General features: G+C 73.2%; 17 protein-coding genes and 1 riboswitch. Of the genes, 7 read left to right on the forward strand and 10 right to left on the reverse strand.

The window, feature by feature from the left end; all coding sequences use genetic code 11:
- The first annotated feature begins 31 nt into the window (after positions 1–31).
- Positions 32–1,306: an APC family permease gene (locus tag ACQPW6_RS14065; protein WP_433889947.1), complete on the forward strand. Its 1,275-nt coding sequence runs from the start codon at positions 32–34 to the stop codon at positions 1,304–1,306.
- A gap of 85 nt (positions 1,307–1,391) precedes the next feature.
- Here the strand turns inward: ACQPW6_RS14065 and ACQPW6_RS14070 are convergent, their stop codons facing one another.
- A complete protein-coding gene (locus ACQPW6_RS14070) occupies positions 1,392–1,988 on the reverse strand; it encodes a MarR family winged helix-turn-helix transcriptional regulator (protein ID WP_433889948.1) in 597 nt (198 codons plus the stop codon).
- A gap of 83 nt (positions 1,989–2,071) precedes the next feature.
- Here ACQPW6_RS14070 and ACQPW6_RS14075 point away from each other — a divergent pair, with 83 nt between their 5' ends.
- The 5 genes from ACQPW6_RS14075 to ACQPW6_RS14095 all read left to right on the forward strand — a co-directional run bounded on the left by ACQPW6_RS14075 (position 2,072) and on the right by ACQPW6_RS14095 (position 7,730).
- Entirely contained in the window at positions 2,072–3,409 is a 1,338-nt protein-coding gene (locus ACQPW6_RS14075) for an MFS transporter (RefSeq protein ID WP_433889949.1), read from the forward strand.
- A gap of 471 nt (positions 3,410–3,880) precedes the next feature.
- A complete protein-coding gene (locus tag ACQPW6_RS14080) occupies positions 3,881–4,891 on the forward strand; it encodes an amino acid ABC transporter permease (RefSeq protein ID WP_433889950.1) in 1,011 nt (336 codons plus the stop codon).
- Positions 4,888–5,661, forward strand: a complete 774-nt coding sequence (locus ACQPW6_RS14085; RefSeq protein ID WP_433889951.1) for an amino acid ABC transporter ATP-binding protein — start codon at positions 4,888–4,890, stop codon at positions 5,659–5,661. The genes ACQPW6_RS14080 and ACQPW6_RS14085 overlap by 4 nt, the downstream gene beginning before the upstream one ends.
- Before the next feature lie 89 nt (positions 5,662–5,750).
- Positions 5,751–6,770 (forward strand): ABC transporter substrate-binding protein, encoded by a 1,020-nt coding sequence (locus tag ACQPW6_RS14090; protein ID WP_433889952.1) that lies wholly within the window; start codon positions 5,751–5,753, stop codon positions 6,768–6,770.
- 159 nt (positions 6,771–6,929) lie between these two features.
- Complete coding sequence (locus ACQPW6_RS14095) at positions 6,930–7,730, forward strand: GNAT family N-acetyltransferase (protein WP_433889953.1); 801 nt, start codon at positions 6,930–6,932, stop codon at positions 7,728–7,730.
- A gap of 30 nt (positions 7,731–7,760) precedes the next feature.
- Here ACQPW6_RS14095 and ACQPW6_RS14100 read toward each other — a convergent pair whose 3' ends face one another.
- The 9 genes from ACQPW6_RS14100 to ACQPW6_RS14140 form a co-directional block, all read right to left on the reverse strand.
- Positions 7,761–9,104, reverse strand: coding sequence for an NtaA/DmoA family FMN-dependent monooxygenase (locus ACQPW6_RS14100; protein ID WP_433889954.1), 1,344 nt, complete (start codon positions 9,102–9,104; stop codon positions 7,761–7,763).
- A gap of 10 nt (positions 9,105–9,114) precedes the next feature.
- Positions 9,115–10,230: an LLM class flavin-dependent oxidoreductase gene (locus ACQPW6_RS14105; protein WP_433889955.1), complete on the reverse strand. Its 1,116-nt coding sequence runs from the start codon at positions 10,228–10,230 to the stop codon at positions 9,115–9,117.
- Positions 10,217–11,134 (reverse strand): DUF1684 domain-containing protein, encoded by a 918-nt coding sequence (locus ACQPW6_RS14110; RefSeq protein ID WP_433889956.1) that lies wholly within the window; start codon positions 11,132–11,134, stop codon positions 10,217–10,219. Before ACQPW6_RS14110 ends, ACQPW6_RS14105 begins: the two co-directional genes overlap by 14 nt.
- A complete protein-coding gene (locus ACQPW6_RS14115) occupies positions 11,131–11,829 on the reverse strand; it encodes a flavin reductase family protein (protein ID WP_433889957.1) in 699 nt (232 codons plus the stop codon). The genes ACQPW6_RS14110 and ACQPW6_RS14115 overlap by 4 nt, the downstream gene beginning before the upstream one ends.
- Entirely contained in the window at positions 11,826–12,959 is a 1,134-nt protein-coding gene (locus ACQPW6_RS14120; protein WP_433889958.1) for an LLM class flavin-dependent oxidoreductase, read from the reverse strand. Before ACQPW6_RS14120 ends, ACQPW6_RS14115 begins: the two co-directional genes overlap by 4 nt.
- A gap of 14 nt (positions 12,960–12,973) precedes the next feature.
- On the reverse strand, positions 12,974–14,137 hold the full coding sequence (locus tag ACQPW6_RS14125; RefSeq protein WP_433889959.1) for an LLM class flavin-dependent oxidoreductase: 1,164 nt from the start codon (positions 14,135–14,137) through the stop codon (positions 12,974–12,976).
- Positions 14,134–15,516 (reverse strand): NtaA/DmoA family FMN-dependent monooxygenase, encoded by a 1,383-nt coding sequence (locus ACQPW6_RS14130; protein ID WP_433889960.1) that lies wholly within the window; start codon positions 15,514–15,516, stop codon positions 14,134–14,136. Before ACQPW6_RS14130 ends, ACQPW6_RS14125 begins: the two co-directional genes overlap by 4 nt.
- A gap of 134 nt (positions 15,517–15,650) precedes the next feature.
- Positions 15,651–16,865 carry an LLM class flavin-dependent oxidoreductase gene (locus ACQPW6_RS14135; RefSeq protein WP_433889961.1) on the reverse strand — a complete coding sequence of 405 codons (1,215 nt, stop codon included), beginning with the start codon at positions 16,863–16,865 and terminating at the stop codon, positions 15,651–15,653.
- Between the two features lie 267 nt (positions 16,866–17,132).
- The gene (locus tag ACQPW6_RS14140) at positions 17,133–17,294 is read right to left on the reverse strand and encodes a putative leader peptide (protein WP_433889962.1); all 162 of its coding nucleotides are present in this window, start codon (positions 17,292–17,294) and stop codon (positions 17,133–17,135) included.
- Between the two features lie 40 nt (positions 17,295–17,334).
- Positions 17,335–17,449, reverse strand: a riboswitch (SAM riboswitch).
- Positions 17,450–17,634: 185 nt separating this feature from the next.
- Here ACQPW6_RS14140 and ACQPW6_RS14145 point away from each other — a divergent pair.
- Complete coding sequence (locus ACQPW6_RS14145; RefSeq protein ID WP_433889963.1) at positions 17,635–17,763, forward strand: putative leader peptide; 129 nt, start codon at positions 17,635–17,637, stop codon at positions 17,761–17,763.
- Positions 17,764–17,881: the final 118 nt, after the last annotated feature.

Consider the following 17,881-nt stretch of genomic DNA (forward strand, 5'->3'; position numbering starts at 1 on the left):
CGCCGTCCGCCGTCCGCCCGAGGAGTGAGTGTTGACCACCCCGCCGCCCCCCGCCGGCCCCGGCGCCGGCCCCGCCCTGAAGCGCCGGCTGGGAGTCTTCGACGCCGTCGTCATCGGCCTCGGTTCGATGATCGGCGCGGGCATCTTCGCCGCGCTCGCCCCGGCCGCCGGGGCCGCGGGGTCCGGGCTGCTGCTCGGTCTGGCGCTGGCCGCCGTGGTGGCGTACTGCAACGCCACGTCGTCAGCCCGCCTGGCGGCCCGCTACCCCCAGTCGGGCGGCACGTACGTCTACGGGCGTGAGCGCCTCGGCAACTTCTGGGGTTATCTGGCCGGTTGGGGGTTCGTCGTCGGCAAGACGGCCTCGTGCGCGGCGATGGCCCTGACCGTCGGCTCGTACGCGTGGCCGGGGCAGCAGCACGCGGTCGCCGTCGTCGCCGTGGTGGCACTGACCGCGGTGAACTACGCCGGGGTGCAGAAGTCGGCCTGGCTGACCCGGGTCATCGTCGCCGTCGTGCTCGCGGTGCTCGCCGCGGTGGTGGCCGTCTGCCTGACCAGCGGCAGCGCCGACACCGCGCGGCTGGGCATCGGCACCGACGCCACCGTCGGCGGGGTGCTCCAGGCCGCCGGGCTGCTCTTCTTCGCCTTCGCCGGCTACGCCCGCGTCGCCACCCTCGGGGAGGAGGTACGCGACCCGGCCCGCACCATCCCCCGGGCGATTCCGATCGCCCTGGGCATCACCCTCGTGGTGTACGCGGCCGTCGCCGTCACCGTCCTGACGGTGATCGGACCGGACCGGCTGGGGGACGCCACCGCGCCGCTGGCCGACGCCGCCCGCGCCGCCGGCGCTCCGGGCCTGGTGCCGGTGGTACGCGCGGGGGCCGCCGTCGCCGCGCTGGGTTCGCTGCTGGCGCTGATCCTCGGCGTCTCGCGCACCACCCTCGCGATGGCCCGCGACCGGCACCTGCCGCACGCGCTGGCCGCCGTCCACCCGCGCTTCCACGTCCCCCACCGTGCGGAACTCGCCGTCGGGGCCGTCGTCGCCGTGCTCGCCGTGACGGTGGACGTCCGCGGGGCGATCGGCTTCTCGTCCTTCGGCGTGCTGGCGTACTACGCCGTGGCCAACGCGTCCGCCCTCACCCTCACCCCCGCCGAGGGACGTCCTCCCCGCGCCGTACCCGTAGTCGGCCTGGCCGGCTGCGTCGTCCTGGCGTTCGCCCTGCCGGCGGCATCGGTCGCCACCGGCGCGGCGGTCCTCGCCCTCGGCGCGGTCGTCTACGCCGTCCGCCGTACCACCGACCGCGACTGACGACCCGCGACTGACAGACCCGGGTTGCACCGACTCCCCCGCGCGGTCTACGCCGCCAGGCGGACATCCCTCAGGCGTACTGCCGTCAGCCGGCTTGCGGGCGCTGCGAGGTCTCGGCCGGCGAGCCGGGGTCGCGCTGCTCGTCCTCGATCTCGCGCAGGTGCCGTAGCGCCGGAAGGGCCGCGGTCAGCGCCGCCGCCTCGTCAGCAGGCAGCCGTTCGATGAGCCGGGCGAACGTCTCGATGCCGGTCTGCCGCCGCGCGTGCATGTAGGCGGAGCCCGCCTCGGTGATGGCGACCAGCACCACCCGCCGGTCGGCCGGGTCGCTGCGCCGCTCCACCAGGCCGGCCCGCTCCAGGGTGGCGACCAGCGCCGTCGCCGAGGGCTGGGTGATGCCGGACATCGCCGCGAGGTCGGTGATCCGCCGCGGGCCCGTCCGGTTCAGGGTGCCGAGGGCCGATGTCGAGGTGAGGCTCAGGTCGCGGGACACCCGGCGGAGCAGGGACGAGAGCAGGTCGTACACCACGTCGGCCGACCGCGCCGCGGCCTCCGCCTCAAGGTCCACCCCGCCTCCGGCACCCGCGCCGCCGACGGGCTCGCTCCTCGCCGCGGAGGCCGCGGAGGCCGCGGAAGCCGCGGAAGCCGCGGAAGCCGCGGAAGCCGCAGAGGCGGATGTGCTCATGAGCGGAAGCCTAGCCGCCCGCGATCTAGCTGCATCATGCATCACATTGACAGTCTATATAGATAGTCAATATTGTTGGCCACATGACAGCAGAACCTCACACCGCGGACACCGCGCCGGACGCGAGCGACCGGCCGAGCCCGTTCCGCCAGCCGAAAGCCGTCTGGGCGGTGGCGTTCGCCTGCGTCATCTCCTTCATGGGCATCGGCCTCGTCGATCCGATCCTGCCGTCGCTCGCGTCGAAGCTGCGGGCCAGCCCCAGCCAGGTGGAACTGCTCTTCACCAGCTACCTCGTGGTGACCGCGGTGGCGATGCTGGTGACCGGCTGGGTCTCCAGCCGGCTGGGCGCCAAGGCCACGCTGATCGCCGGGCTGGTGCTGATCGTGGTGTTCTCCGCGGTCGCCGGCGCCAGCGGGAGCATCGGGCAGATCGTGGAGTTCCGGGCCGGCTGGGGCCTGGGGAACGCGCTGTTCATCGCGACCTCGCTCGCGGTGATCGTCGGCTCGGCCAGCGGCGGGTTCGCCGGCGCCATCGTGCTGTACGAGACCGCGCTCGGCGTCGGCATCGCGCTCGGCCCGCTGCTGGGCGGGCTGCTCGGCAACATCAGCTGGCGGGGGCCGTTCTTCGGCGTCTCCGCGCTGATGCTGATCGCGCTCGCGGCGACCGCGATCCTGGTCCCGGCGACGCCGCGGCCGGCCCGGAAGTCCTCGATCAGCGAGCCGCTCAAGGCGCTGCGGCACCGCAGCCTGACCACCACCAGCGTCACCGGGCTGCTGTACAACTGGGCGTTCTTCACCATCCTGGGCTACGCCCCGTTCCTGATGCACCTGTCGCCGCTGAAGCTCGGCGCGGTCTTCTGCGGGTGGGGCGTGCTGGTCGCGATCTTCGCGGTGTTCGGCGCCCCGGCGCTCAAGTCCCGGTTCGGGACGGCCCGGACGCTGTACGGGACCATGGTGCTGATGGCCGTCGACTCGCTGGTGATCGGCCTGTTCCCGGGCCACCCGGCGGTCGTCATCGGCGCGACGATCGCGTCGGGCGTCTTCATCGGTACGAACAACACACTGGTGACCACCGCGGTGATGAGCATCTCGCCGGTGCCGCGTCCGGTGGCCTCGGCGACGTACGGGTTCGTCCGGTTCATCGGCGGCGGGCTGGCACCGTTCGCGGCGGGCAAGCTGGTCGAGCACTACAACGCGCATGTGCCGTTCATCCTGGGGGCCGTCGTCCTCGTGGCGGGCGCGGTGGTGCTGAGCACCGTGCACGGCGCGCTGGACGAGGCCGACGCGGACGAGACGCACGCCGGGCCCTCGCACGAGCGGGCGGACGCCGAGGACGCGGCCGGGGACGTGCCGGGCCTGCCGGAGGAGGCCGTGCTGGCCGAGACGGCACTGACCGAGGACCGCGAACTCGGCCGCGGTTGAGTGGCGGACGCGAACACTCCGCACTTCGGTGCGACTGCCTGGCCCCGCCCCCGGCGCGAACGCTCGCGGCGGAGTTCACAGGGGGTTCATTGACTTGGCCGGCCCGGGCTGCCTGACTTGCACCAGGGCCGGTTGACCGGTCATCGGCGCGATGTCCGCACGGGCGGACGGGTGATGGGTGGTCGGGATGTACGCAGGACCGGGGATGGCCGCGTGGCGACGCCACGGCCGTCGCGCCGCGTTCCTGGCCCGGCACATCGACCTGCTCCGCGTGTGCAGCGCCCTCTGTTGCGGCTGACTCCCGGTCCCGCTTCCGGGCCCGCCTCCGGTCCCACCCCCGGTCCGCCTCCCGGTCCGCCCTTCCGGTTCTGAGCCGCGGCTCGTCCGGGCGCCGGGTCTGCTGACCGTCGACAACCCCTGAGACTCCCTGGTCCCTGCCACCTGCCGGCCTGCCCCCGCGCTGGAGTTCCGATGAGCGACTCATCCCCGCCCGCCGGCGTCGCCGACGCCGCACCGGACGTACCCCCGTCCCCTCCCCCGTCTCCGCCGCCCGCCCCCGGGCCCGACGCGCTGAAGGCGCAACGCGTGATCCCGCTGCGGCACCCCGGCCGCTGGATCGCCACCCTCGTCGTCCTCGTGGTGGTCGCCCAGCTGATCCACGGGCTGGCCACCAACCCGTTCTTCGAGTGGGACAGGTTCCGCTACTGGTTCCTGCGGCCGGTGATACTCGACGGCCTGCTGGTCACGCTCAAGGTGACCGCGTGGAGCGCGCTGTTCGGGCTGCTCGGCGGCGTCGTGCTGGCGCTGTGCCGGCTGTCGCGGAGCCCGGTGCTGCGCACGGTCGCTTGGGTGTACATCTGGCTGTTCCGGTCGGTGCCGCTGATCGTCGTGCTGCTGTTCATGTACAACTTCAGCGCCCTGTATGCCACGTTGAGCGTGGGCGTGCCCTTCGGCCCCGGCTTCGCGCACTTCGACGAGTCGAAGCTCGCCACCGAGATGGTGGTCGCGGTGGTCGGCCTCAGCCTCAACGAGGCCGCGTACGCCGCCGAGGTGGTGCGGGCCGGCGTGCTCTCGGTCGACCAGGGCCAGCACGAGGCAGCCGCCGCGCTCGGCCTGCCCAGGGGCTACCAGTTCACCCGGATCGTCTTCCCGCAGGCGCTGCGGGCGATCGTCCCGTCGTACGTCAACCAGCTGATCGGCCTGATCAAGGGCACCTCGCTGGTCTTCTACGTCTCGCTGCTCGACCTGTTCGGCAAGGCGCAGACGATGGCGAGCACGTATCCGAGCGACATCGTGCCGCTGCTGCTCGTGATCACCGCCTGGTACGTGATCCTCACCAGCGTGGTGTCGGTGGTCCAGTTCTACGTGGAGCGGTACTACTCGCGCGGCGCGCTGCGCACCATGCCGCCCACCCCGTTGCAGAAGCTGCGCGCCGGGCTGTCCGGCGTACGCGGCCGGATCGCGATCGGAGCGGCGGGATGAGCGGCGGGACGAGCGCCGCCGTCAGCATCCATGACGCGCACAAGTGGTACGGCGCCCACCACGTGCTGGCCGGTGTCGACCTGACCGTGCGGCCAGGGCAGGTGACGGTGATCGTGGGGCCGTCGGGCTCCGGCAAGTCCACTCTGCTGCGGGCCGTGAACCACCTGGAGAAGCTGGACATCGGGCACGTCAGCGTCAACGGCGAGCTGATCGGGGTGCGCAGGCACCGCGGCCGGCTGAAGGAGCTGAGCGAGCGGGCGATTCTCGCGCAGCGCAGCCGGATCGGCTTCGTCTTCCAGAACTTCAACCTGTTCCCGCACCTGACCGTGCTGGAGAACGTGGCCGCCGCCCCGGTCGCCACCGGCCGTACGTCGCGGGCCCGTTCGCTGGACGCGGCCCGGGTGCTGCTGGAACGGGTCGGGCTCGGCGACAAGGCCGGTGCCTGGCCGCGGCAGTTGTCCGGAGGACAGCAGCAACGGGTCGCCATCGCGCGGGCCTTGGCGCTGGAGCCCGGCGTCATCCTCTTCGACGAGCCGACGTCCGCACTCGACCCCGAACTGGTCGGCGAGGTGCTGGCCGTCATCAAGGACCTGGCGACCAGCGGCACCACGCTGATCGTCGTCACGCACGAGATCGGCTTCGCCCGGGAGATCGCCGACACCGTCGTGTTCCTGGACGGCGGCCGGATCGTCGAGCAGGGCACGCCGGAGGACGTCCTCGACCACCCGCGGCACCCGCGCACCAAGGAGTTCCTGAGCAAGGTGCTCTGACCGCCGCTCCCGCCCCCTCGCGACGCGCCGCCCTCGCACCACCAGACCCTCGCCACACCCCGATACCCTATGACCGTTAAGGATGCGATATGTCCCGCTTTCGTACCAGATTCCTGCTCAGCGCCGCCGTCGCGTCCAGCCTCGCCCTCGGGCTCACCGCCTGCGGCGGCGGCGACGGCGACAGCGGCTCCGCGGCCCCGGCCGCCGCGACCGCCAAGGACGGCGTGGTGATCGGCGCGGTGTCCAACGGCGCCGCGAAGCCGGCCACGCTGACCGTGCCGGTGAACGCCGCGCTGCGCGCCGAACTGCCCAAGAGCGTCACCGACAGCGGGCAGTTGGTCATCGGCCTCGGCTTCCTCCAGGGCGGCGCCCCGCCGATCGGCTTCGTCGGCGACGACCAGAAGACCGTCACCGGCTCCGAACCCGACCTGGCCCGGCTGATCGCCCAGGAGTTCGGCCTCAAGCCGGTGTTCCACAACGCCACCTGGGACAACCTGTTCGTCGGCATCGACAGCGGCAAGACCGACGTCGGCTTCTCGAACATCACCGACACCGAGCAGCGCAAGGAGAAGTACGACTTCGCCAGCTACCGGCAGGACAACCTCGGCCTGGAGGTGCTGAAGAAGAGCAAGGTGACCTTCGACGGCACCGCCGACAGCCTGGCCGGCCTGACCATCGCCGTCGGCTCCGGCACCAACCAGGAGAAGATCCTGCTGGAGTTCCAGAAGGAGCTGAAGGCCAAGGGCAAGAAGCTCACGATCAAGTACTACCAGGAGAGCAACAGCACCTATCTGGCGCTGACCTCGGGCAAGATCGACGGCTACTTCGCGCCCAACCCCGGCATCGCCTACCACATCGTGCAGACCGCCGGTAAGCCGCAGGCCACCCGCAGCGCGGGCAAGTACTCCGGCGCGGGCGCCACCTTGCAGGGGCTGATCTGCGCCACCACGAAGAAGGACGACGGCCTTGCCAAGCCGCTCGCGGACGCGATCAACCTGCTGATCAAGGACGGCCAGTACGCCAAGTGGCTGGCCACCTGGAACCTCGCCAACGAGGCCGTGCCGTCCTCCCAGATCAACCCGCCGGGCCTGCCGCTCGACAACTCCTGACCGGCGCGAGCACCGGCACGGGCACGGACACCGGCACGAGCACCGGCACCGGCACTACGCCCCCACACCGTGACGAGGCCCACACCCGTCACACGGGCCGCCCGCCGCGCCCAGCAAGAACAATGGCCGTGAGCAGCAGAAACGGAGTGCACCGCCACCATGTCGACCAGCCTTCAGCCCCCGCAGCAGCCCGCCCCGAACGGCGCCGGCGCCCCTGACCTGGCCGCCCCTGCCGTCCCGACCGTCCCGACCGCCCTGGCCGTTCTGGACAACCCGGCCTGGGCCGCACTGACCGGACCGCACCGCCACCTCGCCGAGATCGTCGGCTCGGCCGCCCGCTACCAGGCGGAGGTGTCCCCGTTCACCGCGATCGAGGACGCCGGCGACCCGCAGGCGTGGGCGGATCTGGCCGCGCTGGTCGGCCCGGGCGGCACCTTCGCGCTGGCCGGGGTGCCGGAGCTGCCCGAGGGGTGGTCCACCGGCCAGTCGGGGGACGGCGTACAACTGGTGGCCGACACCCTGCGGGATGAGTCCGACCCGGAGGCGCGGCGGCTGACCGACGCCGACGTGCCGGAGATGCTCGACCTGGTGGCGCGCACCAAGCCGGGGCCGTTCCTGCCGCGGACCATCGAGCTGGGGGCGTACTACGGGATCTTCCGGGACGGCCGGCTGGTCGCCATGGCGGGCGAGCGGCTGCGCCCGCCCGGCTTCACCGAGATCAGCGCGGTGTGCACCGACGACGCGCACCGCGGGCAGGGGCTGGCGACCAGGCTGGTCCGGCATGTCGCCGCGGGCATCAGGCAGCGCGGCGACACCCCGTTCCTGCACGCGGCGGCGGTGAACACCCGGGCGATCAGGCTCTACGAGTCGATGGGCTTCCGGCTGCGCCGCAGCACCAGGTTCCACTTCGTCCAGGTGCCGGAAGGCGCCGCCGGCGGGGATTCCGCCGGCGGCGCCTGAGCCGTTCCGCCCGAGGACCCGCGGGGTCGGTCAGGTCAGCGGCGGCAGCTCCAGGTGCTCGCGCAGGGTCGTGCCCTCGTACGCGGTGCGGTACGACCCGCGCTCCTGGAGCTCGGGGACGACCTTGTCCACGATGTCGGTCAGCGCGTCGGGCAGCAGGTGCGGCACGATGTTGAAGCCGTCGGCGGCCCGGGTGCGCACGTAGTGGGTCCACTTGTCAGCGATCTGCCCGGCGGTGCCGACGAACGGCGGCCTGCGGGACTGCACCTCGCGCACCAACTGCACGATGGACAGGTCCCGTTCGGCCGCCAGGTCGCGCCACTTCTGGATCTGCGCCAGCTTGCCCGTGCGGTCCTCGATGGCGATCGTGCCGCGTGACGGGTCGAGTTCGGCCTCGCTCGGCTCGATGTCGGGCAGCGGCCCGTCCGGGTCGTAGGCCGACAGGTCGGTGCCCCAGTACTGTTCGAGGAACGCGATCGCCCGTGGCGGCGAGACCTGTTCCTCGCGCAGCCAACCGGCCTTGTCCTCCGCGTCCTTGGCGTTGTCGCCGACCACCACGATGGCGCCGGGCAGGATGCGCACCGAGTCGGCCGGACGCCCGTGCCTGACCAGCCGGGCCCGCAGATCGGCCGCGTAGGCGAGCGCCTTCTCGTAGCCGGTGTTGGCGGAGAACACCACATCGGCGTGGGCGGCGGCCAGTTCACGGCCGCCGTCGGAGTCGCCGGCCTGGAAGACCACCGGACGGCCCTGCGGGCTGCGCGGCACGGTGGCCGCCGCCCGCAGCCTGACCAGGTCGGTGTCCCTGGCCACGGTCCTGTCCGCCCCCGCCGGGGCGTCCGCCGCGGCCCACAGCGCCTTGGCCGCCTCGACGAAGCCGGTGGCCCGCTCGTAGCGGCGCTCGTGCGCCAGCCAGCCGCCGTGCCGGAAGTTCGCGCCGGTCCAGGCGTTGTCGGTGGTGACCACGTTCCAGCCGGCCCGGCCGTCGGACAGCAGGTCGAGCGAGGCCAGCCGGCGGGCGAGGTCGGCCGGGTAGTTGTAGGTGGTGTTCTGGGTGGCGACCAGGCCGATCCTGCTGGTCGCCCCGGCCAGTGCGGACAGCTGGGTGATCGCGTCCGGCCGGCCGGCGATGTCGAGGTCGAAGACCCGCCCCTGGTTCTCGCGCACCCGCAGCCCCTCGCCGAGGAAGAACGCGTCGAACAGGCCGCGTTCGAGCAGCCTGGCGACATCGACGAAGGTCTCGATGGCGGTGTGCGAGGGTGACGAGGGCTTCGTCCAGATGAGTTGCGGGCCGACGCCGGTGAAGAAGACGCCGAGGTGCACCCGGGCGTTCGGGTCGTGGTCGGGGGTGGCGGTGCCCTGCACCGGTGCTGGCATGGCGGTCACCTCAGGAGTTCGTGGTCGCCGGGACGGCGAACCGGTTGGCCGGGCGCGGCAGGCCCAGGGTGTCGCGCAGGGTGGCGCCCGGCCGCGGCGGCCGGTGCGGTCCCGCGTCGGCGAGGGCGGGCAGCACCTGCCGGGCGAGCACCGGCAGATCGGTGCCGAGCACCGCGGGACGCAGCCGTACGCCGTCCACGCTGCCCGCCAACTCCCGCAGCAGGCCGACCAGTCCGGCCGCGGAGCCGATGTGCCGCAGCCGGCCGGTCTGCGGCCATGGCCCGTCCAGCGCGGCGAGCCTCTCGACGGCGGGCAGTCCGGCGTCGAGCAGCACCTCGACCTCGGCGAAGACCAGCGGCGCGCCGGCCTGCCTGGACACCGCGGCCGCGGCGGCGACGGCCGCCGGGTCCGGCTGCGCGACGAGGACGACGTCGGCCCGGCCGCCGACGGCGAGGTGGTCGGGGGCCAGCACCACGACCTGCCCCTGCGGCGGCCTCGGCGTGATCAGCGGTCCCTTGACGGTGAAGCGGTCGCCTTCGACGTCGACGTGGTGGACCTTGCGCCAGTCCAGGAAGCGGCCGGTGGCCACGTCCTTGATCACCGCGTCGTCCTCCCACGAGTCCCACAGCGCGCGGGCCGTGTCGATCACGTCCGCGACCTCGCGGCGCAGCGCCCGCGGGTCCAGCGGCACCGCCCCGACGGTCGCCTGCGCGTGGGCGTCGTTGGCGGCGCCGACCACCCAGGCCGCCCGGCCGTTGCTCGCGTGGTCGAGCGAGGCGAGCTGGGTGGCCAGGTGGAAGGGCTCGGTGACGGTGGCGTGCAGGGTCGGCGCGAGGCCGATCCGGTCGGTCAGGGTCGCCACGAACGCGGCCCGGGTGCCGGCCTCGACGCGCAGGCCGGCGCCGTTTCCCGGGGCGTTCCCTGGGCCGCTCCCGGCGTCGGGCGGCAGCGGTGTGTCGGCGAAGGTGACGAGGGCGAAGCCGGCCTCCTCGGCGGCGGCGACGGTCCGGCGCAGCGCGGCGCCGCCGAGGCCGCCGCCCGCGGTGGCGGCGGCGGGATGGGCGCCGCCGCCGTCGGCCTCAAGGGCCAGGTGCAGGCGGCGGCCGCCGTGGTCACGGCTGGTCATTGCGCGGCTTCTCCTGCGCCGGGTCCGGCCGGCCGGCACGGTCGCCATCGGCTCCCGGCACGACCGGGGCCGGGTCGCCGGTGGTGGACTTCGGGCCGGTCGGGGTCTTCTCGCCGGCCTCGATCGGCACCCGCAGCCGGTTCTCGGCCGGCGGCAGCGGGCAGGTGGCCAGGTCGGTGTAGGCGCAGGGCAGGTTCGAGGCCCGGTTGAAGTCGATCAGCACGGTGCCGTCGGCGTCGGGCGCGGCGATGGACAGCGCGCGGTTGGCCGCGTAGGTGGTGACACCCGAGGTGGCGTCGGTGAGCAGCACCGTCAGGCTGCCGGCCGCCCGGCCGTTGAACGCGGTCAGCCGGTGGGTCGTCCCGTCGAGCTCGAACTCGACCTGGCCCGGGGCGTCGTAGACGTGGCTGAGGCCCTCGACGGCCGCTCCCACGGTCGTCGGGCGCGGCGCGTCGAACGGCAGGTAGCGGCCGGTGCGGGCCCACCGCGGGTCGGGGGCGTAGGCGGGGGTGCCGGCGAAGGCGAGCCGCAGCGCGTTCTCCGGGTGCCGGGGCCTGATGATGTCGTGGCCGCCGCGCTTGGCGACCTCGATCACCGCGTCGCCGGCGGCGGGGAACAGGCTGTCCCGCTCGGCGATCACGCCGAAGTCGTGCCGGCCGCGCAGCGTCTGCCCGTCGAGCAACAGCTCCTCGCCGTCGGCCAGTTCGACCATCACGCCCTCGTCGGTGCTCGACCAGGCGCCGGGCGCGTCGGGGAAGCGGGCCGGGATCTCGTCCAGCCAGCGCAGGCTGGTGATGGCGAGGAAGCCGTGCGGGTCGGCGAGCTGCCGCTCGTGGTCGGCGTGCCAGCGCTCCCAGTCCTCGACGAAGGCGGCGCGGTCGGTCTCTGCTGCTTGTGCGGTCACGATGACTCCTTGGCTGGAACTCGGGTGTCGGAGGCGGGTGTTCTGAGGGCGGTGTCGGCGGCTTCTTCGAGCCGGCGGAACCGGCTGGCGTGGAAGACCAGCGGCGGCACCGAGTGGTCGGCGTCCAGCGCGTGGATCCGCAGCAGGACGATGTCGTGGTCGCCGGCCCTGACGTGCTGCTCGATGGAGCAGTCGAACCAGGCGCTGCCGCCGTCGAGCAGCACGGCCCCGTCGTCGGTGGCGTGCCAGTCGAGGCCGGCGAACCGGTCGCCGGTGCGGGCGGCGAGCTGTGCGCAGGCGGCTTCCTGTTCGGCGCCGAGCACGGTGACGCCGAGCCGGGCGCGGTCGGCCAGCACCGGCCAGGTGGTCGAGGTGTGCGCCACGCAGACCGACAGCAGCGGCGGGTCGAGCGAGACGGAGGTGAACGAGTTGGCCGCGAGTCCGGCGGGGGCGCCGTCCACCAGTGCGGCGATCGCGGTCACGCCGGTGGGGAACGCGCCGAACACCCGGCGCAGTTCGGCCGACGCGAACGACCCTTCCTGGGACGGGAGTCGGCCGTTCCCGCTCTGCTCGGCCGACCTCCCGTCGCCGTTCCCGTTCCCGTTGCTGTGCGCGGGGGCCTGCGGCCGGACGGGCTGCCGCGGGCCGCGCCCGTCACGGCGTTCGTCCCTGCACTGCGCCTTGGTCGTCGTCATCGTCGCTTCCACTCCTCGGCGAGCAGTCGGTAGGAACGGACCCGGTCGGCGTGGTCGTGCGTGATGGTGGTGACCACCAGCTCGTCGGCGCCGGTGGCGTCGCGCAGCGTCTCCAGCTGGTCGGCGACCTGCTGCGGCGATCCGACGAACTGCGTCTCGACGCGGTCCCGCACCAGCTCCTCCTCCTCCGCGCTCCACACGTGCGTGCGGGCCTCGTCGGGGGTGGGGAACGTGATGGCGCCGGCCCCGCTGCGGATGCTGTGCACCCACAGCCCGTAGCCGGTGGCCAACTCCCGTGCGGTGGCCTCGTCCTCGGCCACCACGACGTCCGCGGAGACGCTGACGTAGGGCCGGTCGAGCTCGGCCGACGGGACGAAGGCGGCCCGGTAACCCTCCGCCGCCTCCAGTACGGTGGCCGGGCTGACGTGGTAATTCGCCGCGAAACGCAGGCCGTTGGCGCCGGCGACCTGGGCGCTGATGCCGGCGCTGCTGCCCAGGATCCACACCTGGAGTTCGGCGCCCTCGCCCGGCACGATGTGCGCCTCGACGCCGTCGGCGGTGGCGTAACTGCCCGCCAGCAGCGCGAGGATGTCGGCGATCTGCTCGTCGTAGGGCTGCGGTTGCGCGCCCGGCTGGGTCAGCAGCCGCTTGTGCAGCGCGAAGCGCGGCGACTTCAGCAGCTTCTCGAACGAGAACCGGGCCGGTATCCGCAGGCCGCCCGGCGTGTAGCCGTCCACCACCGCGGTCGCGGTCAGGGCCGGCACCTTGGCGGCGGCGCCGGGCTCGGCCCGTCCGCCGGACCGGCCGAGGCCGAGGTCGAACCTGCCGGGGTGCAGGGCGTCCAGCAGCCCGAACTCCTCGACGGTGGACAGGGCGGTGCGGTGTCCGAGCTGTACGGCGCCGGCGCCGAGCCTGATGGTGCTGGTGGCGGCGGCGGTCAGGGCGAGGACGACGGCCGGGGAGGTGCCGGCCACGCCTGGGTTGAGGTGGTGTTCGGCGAACCAGTAGCGGGAGTAGCCGAGTTGTTCGGCGTGCCGGGCCAGGTCGATGCTGTTGCGCAGCGCCTGTCCCGCGCTGGATCCGGAGGAGATCGGCACGAGGTCGAGTACCGCGAGCGGGGTGTTGGCCACGGTGGTGCTCCTTGTCAGGCGCTGGCGGTGGCCGCGGCGTCGGCCGCGCTGATGGGTTCTGCGGTGGGCTCAGCACCGGTTCCGGCTTCGGCTCCGGCTTCGGCTCGCGTTCCGGGCGCGTCCGTGCCGGCCGGGCCCCACTCCCACGGCGGGTCGGGGATGTCCCTGCGCAGCACGGGCGCGATGTCGGACTGGAACAGTTCGAGCGCGTCGCGGTGCTGCGCGTCGGTCAGCCCGCCCGCGTCCGCGTGCAGGTGCAGCACGGAGTGGCCGAACTGCTCGTGGTAGCGGTGCACCTTGTCGATGACCTGCTGCGGGCTGCCGATCAGCGCCGAGCTGCGCTCGACGAAGTCCTCCAGGGTCGGGAAGACCGGCTCGACGCCCAGCTGCTTCTGGAACGCGAGATGGCCCTCGAAGACCGGCCGGTAGGCGGCGATCGCCTCCTGCGAGGTGCGGGCCGCGTAGTAGCCGGCGCTGCCCGCGCCGACGGTGGCCAGCGCCGGATCGTGGCCGTAGTGCTCCCACTGCTCGCGGTAGTACCGGACGAGTTCGGCGTAGGGCTCGATCGGGTTGGTGACGTTGGCCGAGAACAGCGGGTCGCCGTAGCGGGCGGCCAGGTCGACCGACTCGCGGCTGGTGGCGCTGCCGTGCCAGACCCGTACCGGACGCTGGAACGGCCGCGGCCACACCTCGGCCCCGGTCAGCTCCGGCCGGAACCGCGGGCTGGCGGTGACCTTGTCCTGCCGCCAGATCCGCCGGAACAGCTCGTAGCTCTCGGCGTTGCGGTCCCACTGGTCGTCGGTGGTGACATCGAACAGCTCGCGCTGGGCCGAGCCGTTGCCCTTGCCGACGATCAACTCAAGTCGCCCGCCCGACAGATGGTCGAGCGTCGCGTAGTCCTCGTACGCCCGCACCGGGTCGAGCAGGCTGAGCGTGGTGACCGCGGTGAACAGCCGGATCCGGGAGGTCAGGGCGGCGAGGTGGCTGAGCACCACGGGTGGCGAGGAGGAGATGAACGGGCGCTCGTGCCGTTCACCGACGCCGAAGCCGTCGAAGCCCAACTCCTCGGCCAGCAGGGCGTTGTCGACCACCTCGCGGAACCGGTCCTGGGTGGACTTCCTGTGTCCGGTCACGGGGTGCGGCGCGTGCACGATCAGGGTGATGGCGAGGAACTTCACGATGCCGCCCTCCCCGTGCCGGCCGCGGCGCGTGCCCGGTCGGGGTGCGCCAGGCCCAGGTGGTCGCGCAGCGTCTCGCCCTCGTACTCGGTGCGGAAGACCCCGCGCTCCTGGAGCAGCGGTACGACGGTGTCGGCGAAGTCGTCGATGCCGCCCGGGGTCAGGTGCGGCGCGAGGATGAAGCCGTCGCTGGCGTCGGCCTGCACGAACTCGTCCATCTCGCGGGCTACTTGGGCCGCGGTGCCGACGAAGGACTGCCGGCCGGTCAGCTCGATGACCAGCTCGCGGATCGAGAGCTTCTTCTCCTCCGCGACCGCCCGCCAGCGCGCCACGGTCTCGGCCCGGTCCATGGTGTTGGTGTCGGCCCGGCCGCGCACGATCGGGTCGCCGTCGATCAGCGGCTCCACCTCGGGCAGCGGGCCGTCGGGGTCGTACGCGCTCAGGTCGCGGTTCCACACCCGCTCCACGAACGTCATCGCCGTCGCCGGGCTGACCTGCTGGTGCCTGATGACGTCGGCCCGCTCGTGGGCGTCCTCCTCGGTGTCGCCGAGGACGAAGGTGACCCCGGGCAGGATCAGCAACTGGTCGGGGCTGCGGCCGTACTTGGCCAGCCGGCCCTTGACGTCGGCGTAGAAGGCCCGGCCGGCGTCCAGGGTGCCGTGCCGGGTGAAGATCGCGTCGGCGGCCGACGCGGCGAACTCCCGGCCCTGCTCGGAGTCGCCGGCCTGGAAGATCACCGGGTGGCCCTGCGGGCCGCGCGGCACGTTGAAGTGCCCGCTGATGTCGAACTGGCCGACATGGTGGTCGAACCGGCCGGGACCTGGTGCGTTCAGGAAGGCGCCGGACGCCTTGTCGGCGACGATCTCGTCTCCCTGCCAGGAGTCGAGCAGCACGCGGACGGCGGCCAGGAACTGCTGCGCCCGCTCGTAGCGGTCCTCGCGGGCGAGGTAGCCGCCGCGGCGGAAGTTCTCGCCGGTGAACTCGTCCCACGAGGTGACCACGTTCCAGGCGGCGCGGCCGGCCGACAGGTGGTCGAGCGAGGCGAACTGCCGTGCCACCTCGTACGGTTCGTTGAACGTGGAGTTGATCGTGCCGGCCAGGCCGAGCCGGTCGGTGACGGCGGCGAGCGCGGCGAGGATCGTGAAGGTGTCGGGCCGGCCGACCACGTCGAGGTCGTGGATCCGGCCGCCCTGCTCGCGCAGCCGCAGCCCCTCGGCCAGGAACAGGAAGTCGAACTTGGCCCGTTCGGCGGTTCTGGCGAGATGGACGAACGAGCTGAACTCGATCTGGCTGCCGGCCGCCGGATCGCTCCACACGGTGGTGTTGTTGACGCCGGGGAAGTGCGCGGCGAGATGGATCTGCTTGGGCGTGCTGCTCATACGGGATCGCCCTCCTCGGGGCTTCGGCTTCGCGCGGGTCGCTCACGCGGGACGTTCGGCGGTCGCGGTCTCGGTTGCAGCCGAGGCCGGGCGGTCGCGCGGTCGCGGTCAGGCGGTCGCGGTCACAGTCACGGTCAGGCGGCGGCGTAGCGGTTGGCGGGGCGCGGGAGGCCGAGCAGTCCGCGCAGGGTGCCGGCCTCGTACTCGTGCCGGAAGGCGCCGCGGCGCTGGAGTTCGGGCACCAGGCCGCGGGTGATCTGCGCCAGGTCGTGCGGCAGGGTGGCCGGCCGCAGCCGGAAGCCGGAGAGGCCGCTCGGCGCGAAGTCGTCGAAGAGGTCGGCGAGTTCGGCTGGGGTGCCGGCGAAGACCAGCGCGTCGCTCGCGTACGGCGCCTCCAGCAGACCGTCCAGCCTGGCCCTGCGGTCGGCGGCCCGGCCGGGCTGCTCGTCCAGGAAGACCACCAGGTCGGCGAGGACGTGCACGGTCTCGGCGGCCCGGCCGGCCCGGTCCTGCTCGTCGCGGATCTCGCCGATGACCGCCGCCGCCTGGCCCGCGTCGTGCGGGGTGACGAAGCCGAGGTCGGTGGAGCCCGCGACCAGCCGGAAGGGCTCGGTGCGGTGCGCGAGCGCGGCGACCAGCGGCTGGCCCTGCGGCGGACGCGGGGTGATCGAGGGGCCCTTGACGCTGAAGTGCCGGCTCTCGAAGTCGATGTAGTGCAGCTTGTCGCGGTCGATGAAGCGGCCGGTGGCCACATCGCGGATCTCGGCCTCGTCCTCCCAGCTGTCCCACAGCCGCCGCACCGCCTCCACGTAGTCGGCGGCCTCGCCGAACAGGTCCTGGAGCAGGGCGAGTCCGGCCGGCGAGTCGAGTTCGCTGACCGGCAGCCGGGGCAGCGTGCGGCGGCCGAAGTGCGCGGCCTCGTCGGCCTTGCCCGACACCCTGACCTGCACGCCGGCCCGGCCGCCGCTGACGTAGTCGAGGGTGGCGATCGCCTTGGACAGGTGGAAGGGCTCGGTGTGGGTGACCACCGCGGTCGGCACCAGTCCGATGTGCCGGGTCAGCGGGGCGATCCGGGCGGCGGTGAGCACCGCGTCCAGCCGGCCGCGCACCTGGTCGGTGCGGTTGTCGGAGCCGGCGGGGCTGTTGAAGGGCGGGCCCTGCGGGCCGAGCGAGTCCTCGATGGTGATCAGGTCGAGCAGGCCGCGTTCGGCCTCGGCGGCCAGGCCGGCCCAGTACGGGGCGCCGAACAGGTCGGCGGGCCGGGCGTCGGCCTCCCGCCAGGCCGCGGGGTGCCAGCCCGCGCCGTCGAGGGCGACGGCCAGATGGAGGTGGGTGGTCGGACGGGACATGGGCGTACCGCTTCCTGCTCGGATCTGCGCGGACGGGTCGCAGGCGGACGGCCGCTCACCGGGCCTGGCGGCGTAACGGCCTTGAGAAGTAAGGGAGTTGCCGCTTCGTTGCGGCGTGGCGGGGTTGCGGCATGAGCGGCATGAGCCGCGTGAGCGGCGCGCCGGCGGGCGCGGGCATGCCGGACGGGGCCCGCGCCGGGCGCACGGCCCAGGGCGGGTTCGGCGGAGACGAGGGGGAGGGCGGAGCGGGGAGAGCGCGGCCGGAGGTCAGCCGGCGGTGCGCGGCAGCGCGGCGGTCCGGAACTCCGGACAGCGGGGCGCGGTCGCCGGTGCGCCCGGACACAGGGCGCCGGCGACACGCTGGAGGTCGATGTGCCGGCGGGAGAACATGAGGATGCCCGGCATCGACCGCTCAGTGGTCTTCCGCACCGCCGACACCTCCCCGTCCCGATCGGCTCGCGCCTGTTCGAGCTCGCACTTGCCGAGCCGTCTTCGGCTCCGCCGGGTCGTCACCTGGAGCACCCCACCGCGACAGAGGGTTGCCGGTCAGCCGGCCAGGGCCTTGGTTGCTGACGCTCATGACCTGCAAGCACGGTAACTCCGTCGCGCGCTCGAACACAATCCCCTCCCGCCCGGAGTGACCTGCGTCGCTCCGGCCCGGTCGGGGCGGCCGGGGGATTGTCCAACCGCCGCCCTGCGGTTAACGTGCTGTAGGCATAGGCCCTTCTGAGCGGGCCACCAGAGCGACGCGACCGAGGGGATGGGACACATGGACGCCGACCGGCGCGACCACGAGCTGTGCCCCCGCGGCTCGTTCCAGACCCCGGTGACCCGGCGGCATGTCGACCTGCTCCGGGTCAGCAGCGCGCTGTGTCCGGAAACGCCCGCGGTCCACTGACCGTTCGACGGCGACGCGCCGGAGCCTGAGCGCTCGGTGAACGCGCGCCGCACCGCATTCCCGCTGAGCCGCCGTTCGCCCTCGTCCCGTCTTTCCGGGATCGACGGTTCGCCCGGCC

The sequence above is a fragment of the Streptomyces sp. CA-111067 genome (assembly GCF_050956065.1).
Taxonomy (GTDB): domain Bacteria; phylum Actinomycetota; class Actinomycetes; order Streptomycetales; family Streptomycetaceae; genus Actinacidiphila.

Coding starts and splice junctions, on each gene's coding strand:
- ACQPW6_RS14075 (WP_433889949.1), top strand. CDS start 2,072: ATGACAGCAGAACCTCACACCGCGGACACCGCGCCGGACGCGAGCGAC.
- ACQPW6_RS14090 (WP_433889952.1), top strand. CDS start 5,751: ATGTCCCGCTTTCGTACCAGATTCCTGCTCAGCGCCGCCGTCGCGTCC.
- ACQPW6_RS14130 (WP_433889960.1), bottom strand. CDS start 15,516: ATGAGCAGCACGCCCAAGCAGATCCATCTCGCCGCGCACTTCCCCGGC.
- ACQPW6_RS14095 (WP_433889953.1), top strand. CDS start 6,930: ATGTCGACCAGCCTTCAGCCCCCGCAGCAGCCCGCCCCGAACGGCGCC.
- ACQPW6_RS14085 (WP_433889951.1), top strand. CDS start 4,888: ATGAGCGGCGGGACGAGCGCCGCCGTCAGCATCCATGACGCGCACAAG.
- ACQPW6_RS14105 (WP_433889955.1), bottom strand. CDS start 10,230: ATGACCAGCCGTGACCACGGCGGCCGCCGCCTGCACCTGGCCCTTGAG.
- ACQPW6_RS14135 (WP_433889961.1), bottom strand. CDS start 16,865: ATGTCCCGTCCGACCACCCACCTCCATCTGGCCGTCGCCCTCGACGGC.
- ACQPW6_RS14145 (WP_433889963.1), top strand. CDS start 17,635: ATGGACGCCGACCGGCGCGACCACGAGCTGTGCCCCCGCGGCTCGTTC.
- ACQPW6_RS14080 (WP_433889950.1), top strand. CDS start 3,881: ATGAGCGACTCATCCCCGCCCGCCGGCGTCGCCGACGCCGCACCGGAC.
- ACQPW6_RS14115 (WP_433889957.1), bottom strand. CDS start 11,829: ATGACGACGACCAAGGCGCAGTGCAGGGACGAACGCCGTGACGGGCGC.
- ACQPW6_RS14070 (WP_433889948.1), bottom strand. CDS start 1,988: ATGAGCACATCCGCCTCTGCGGCTTCCGCGGCTTCCGCGGCTTCCGCG.
- ACQPW6_RS14100 (WP_433889954.1), bottom strand. CDS start 9,104: ATGCCAGCACCGGTGCAGGGCACCGCCACCCCCGACCACGACCCGAAC.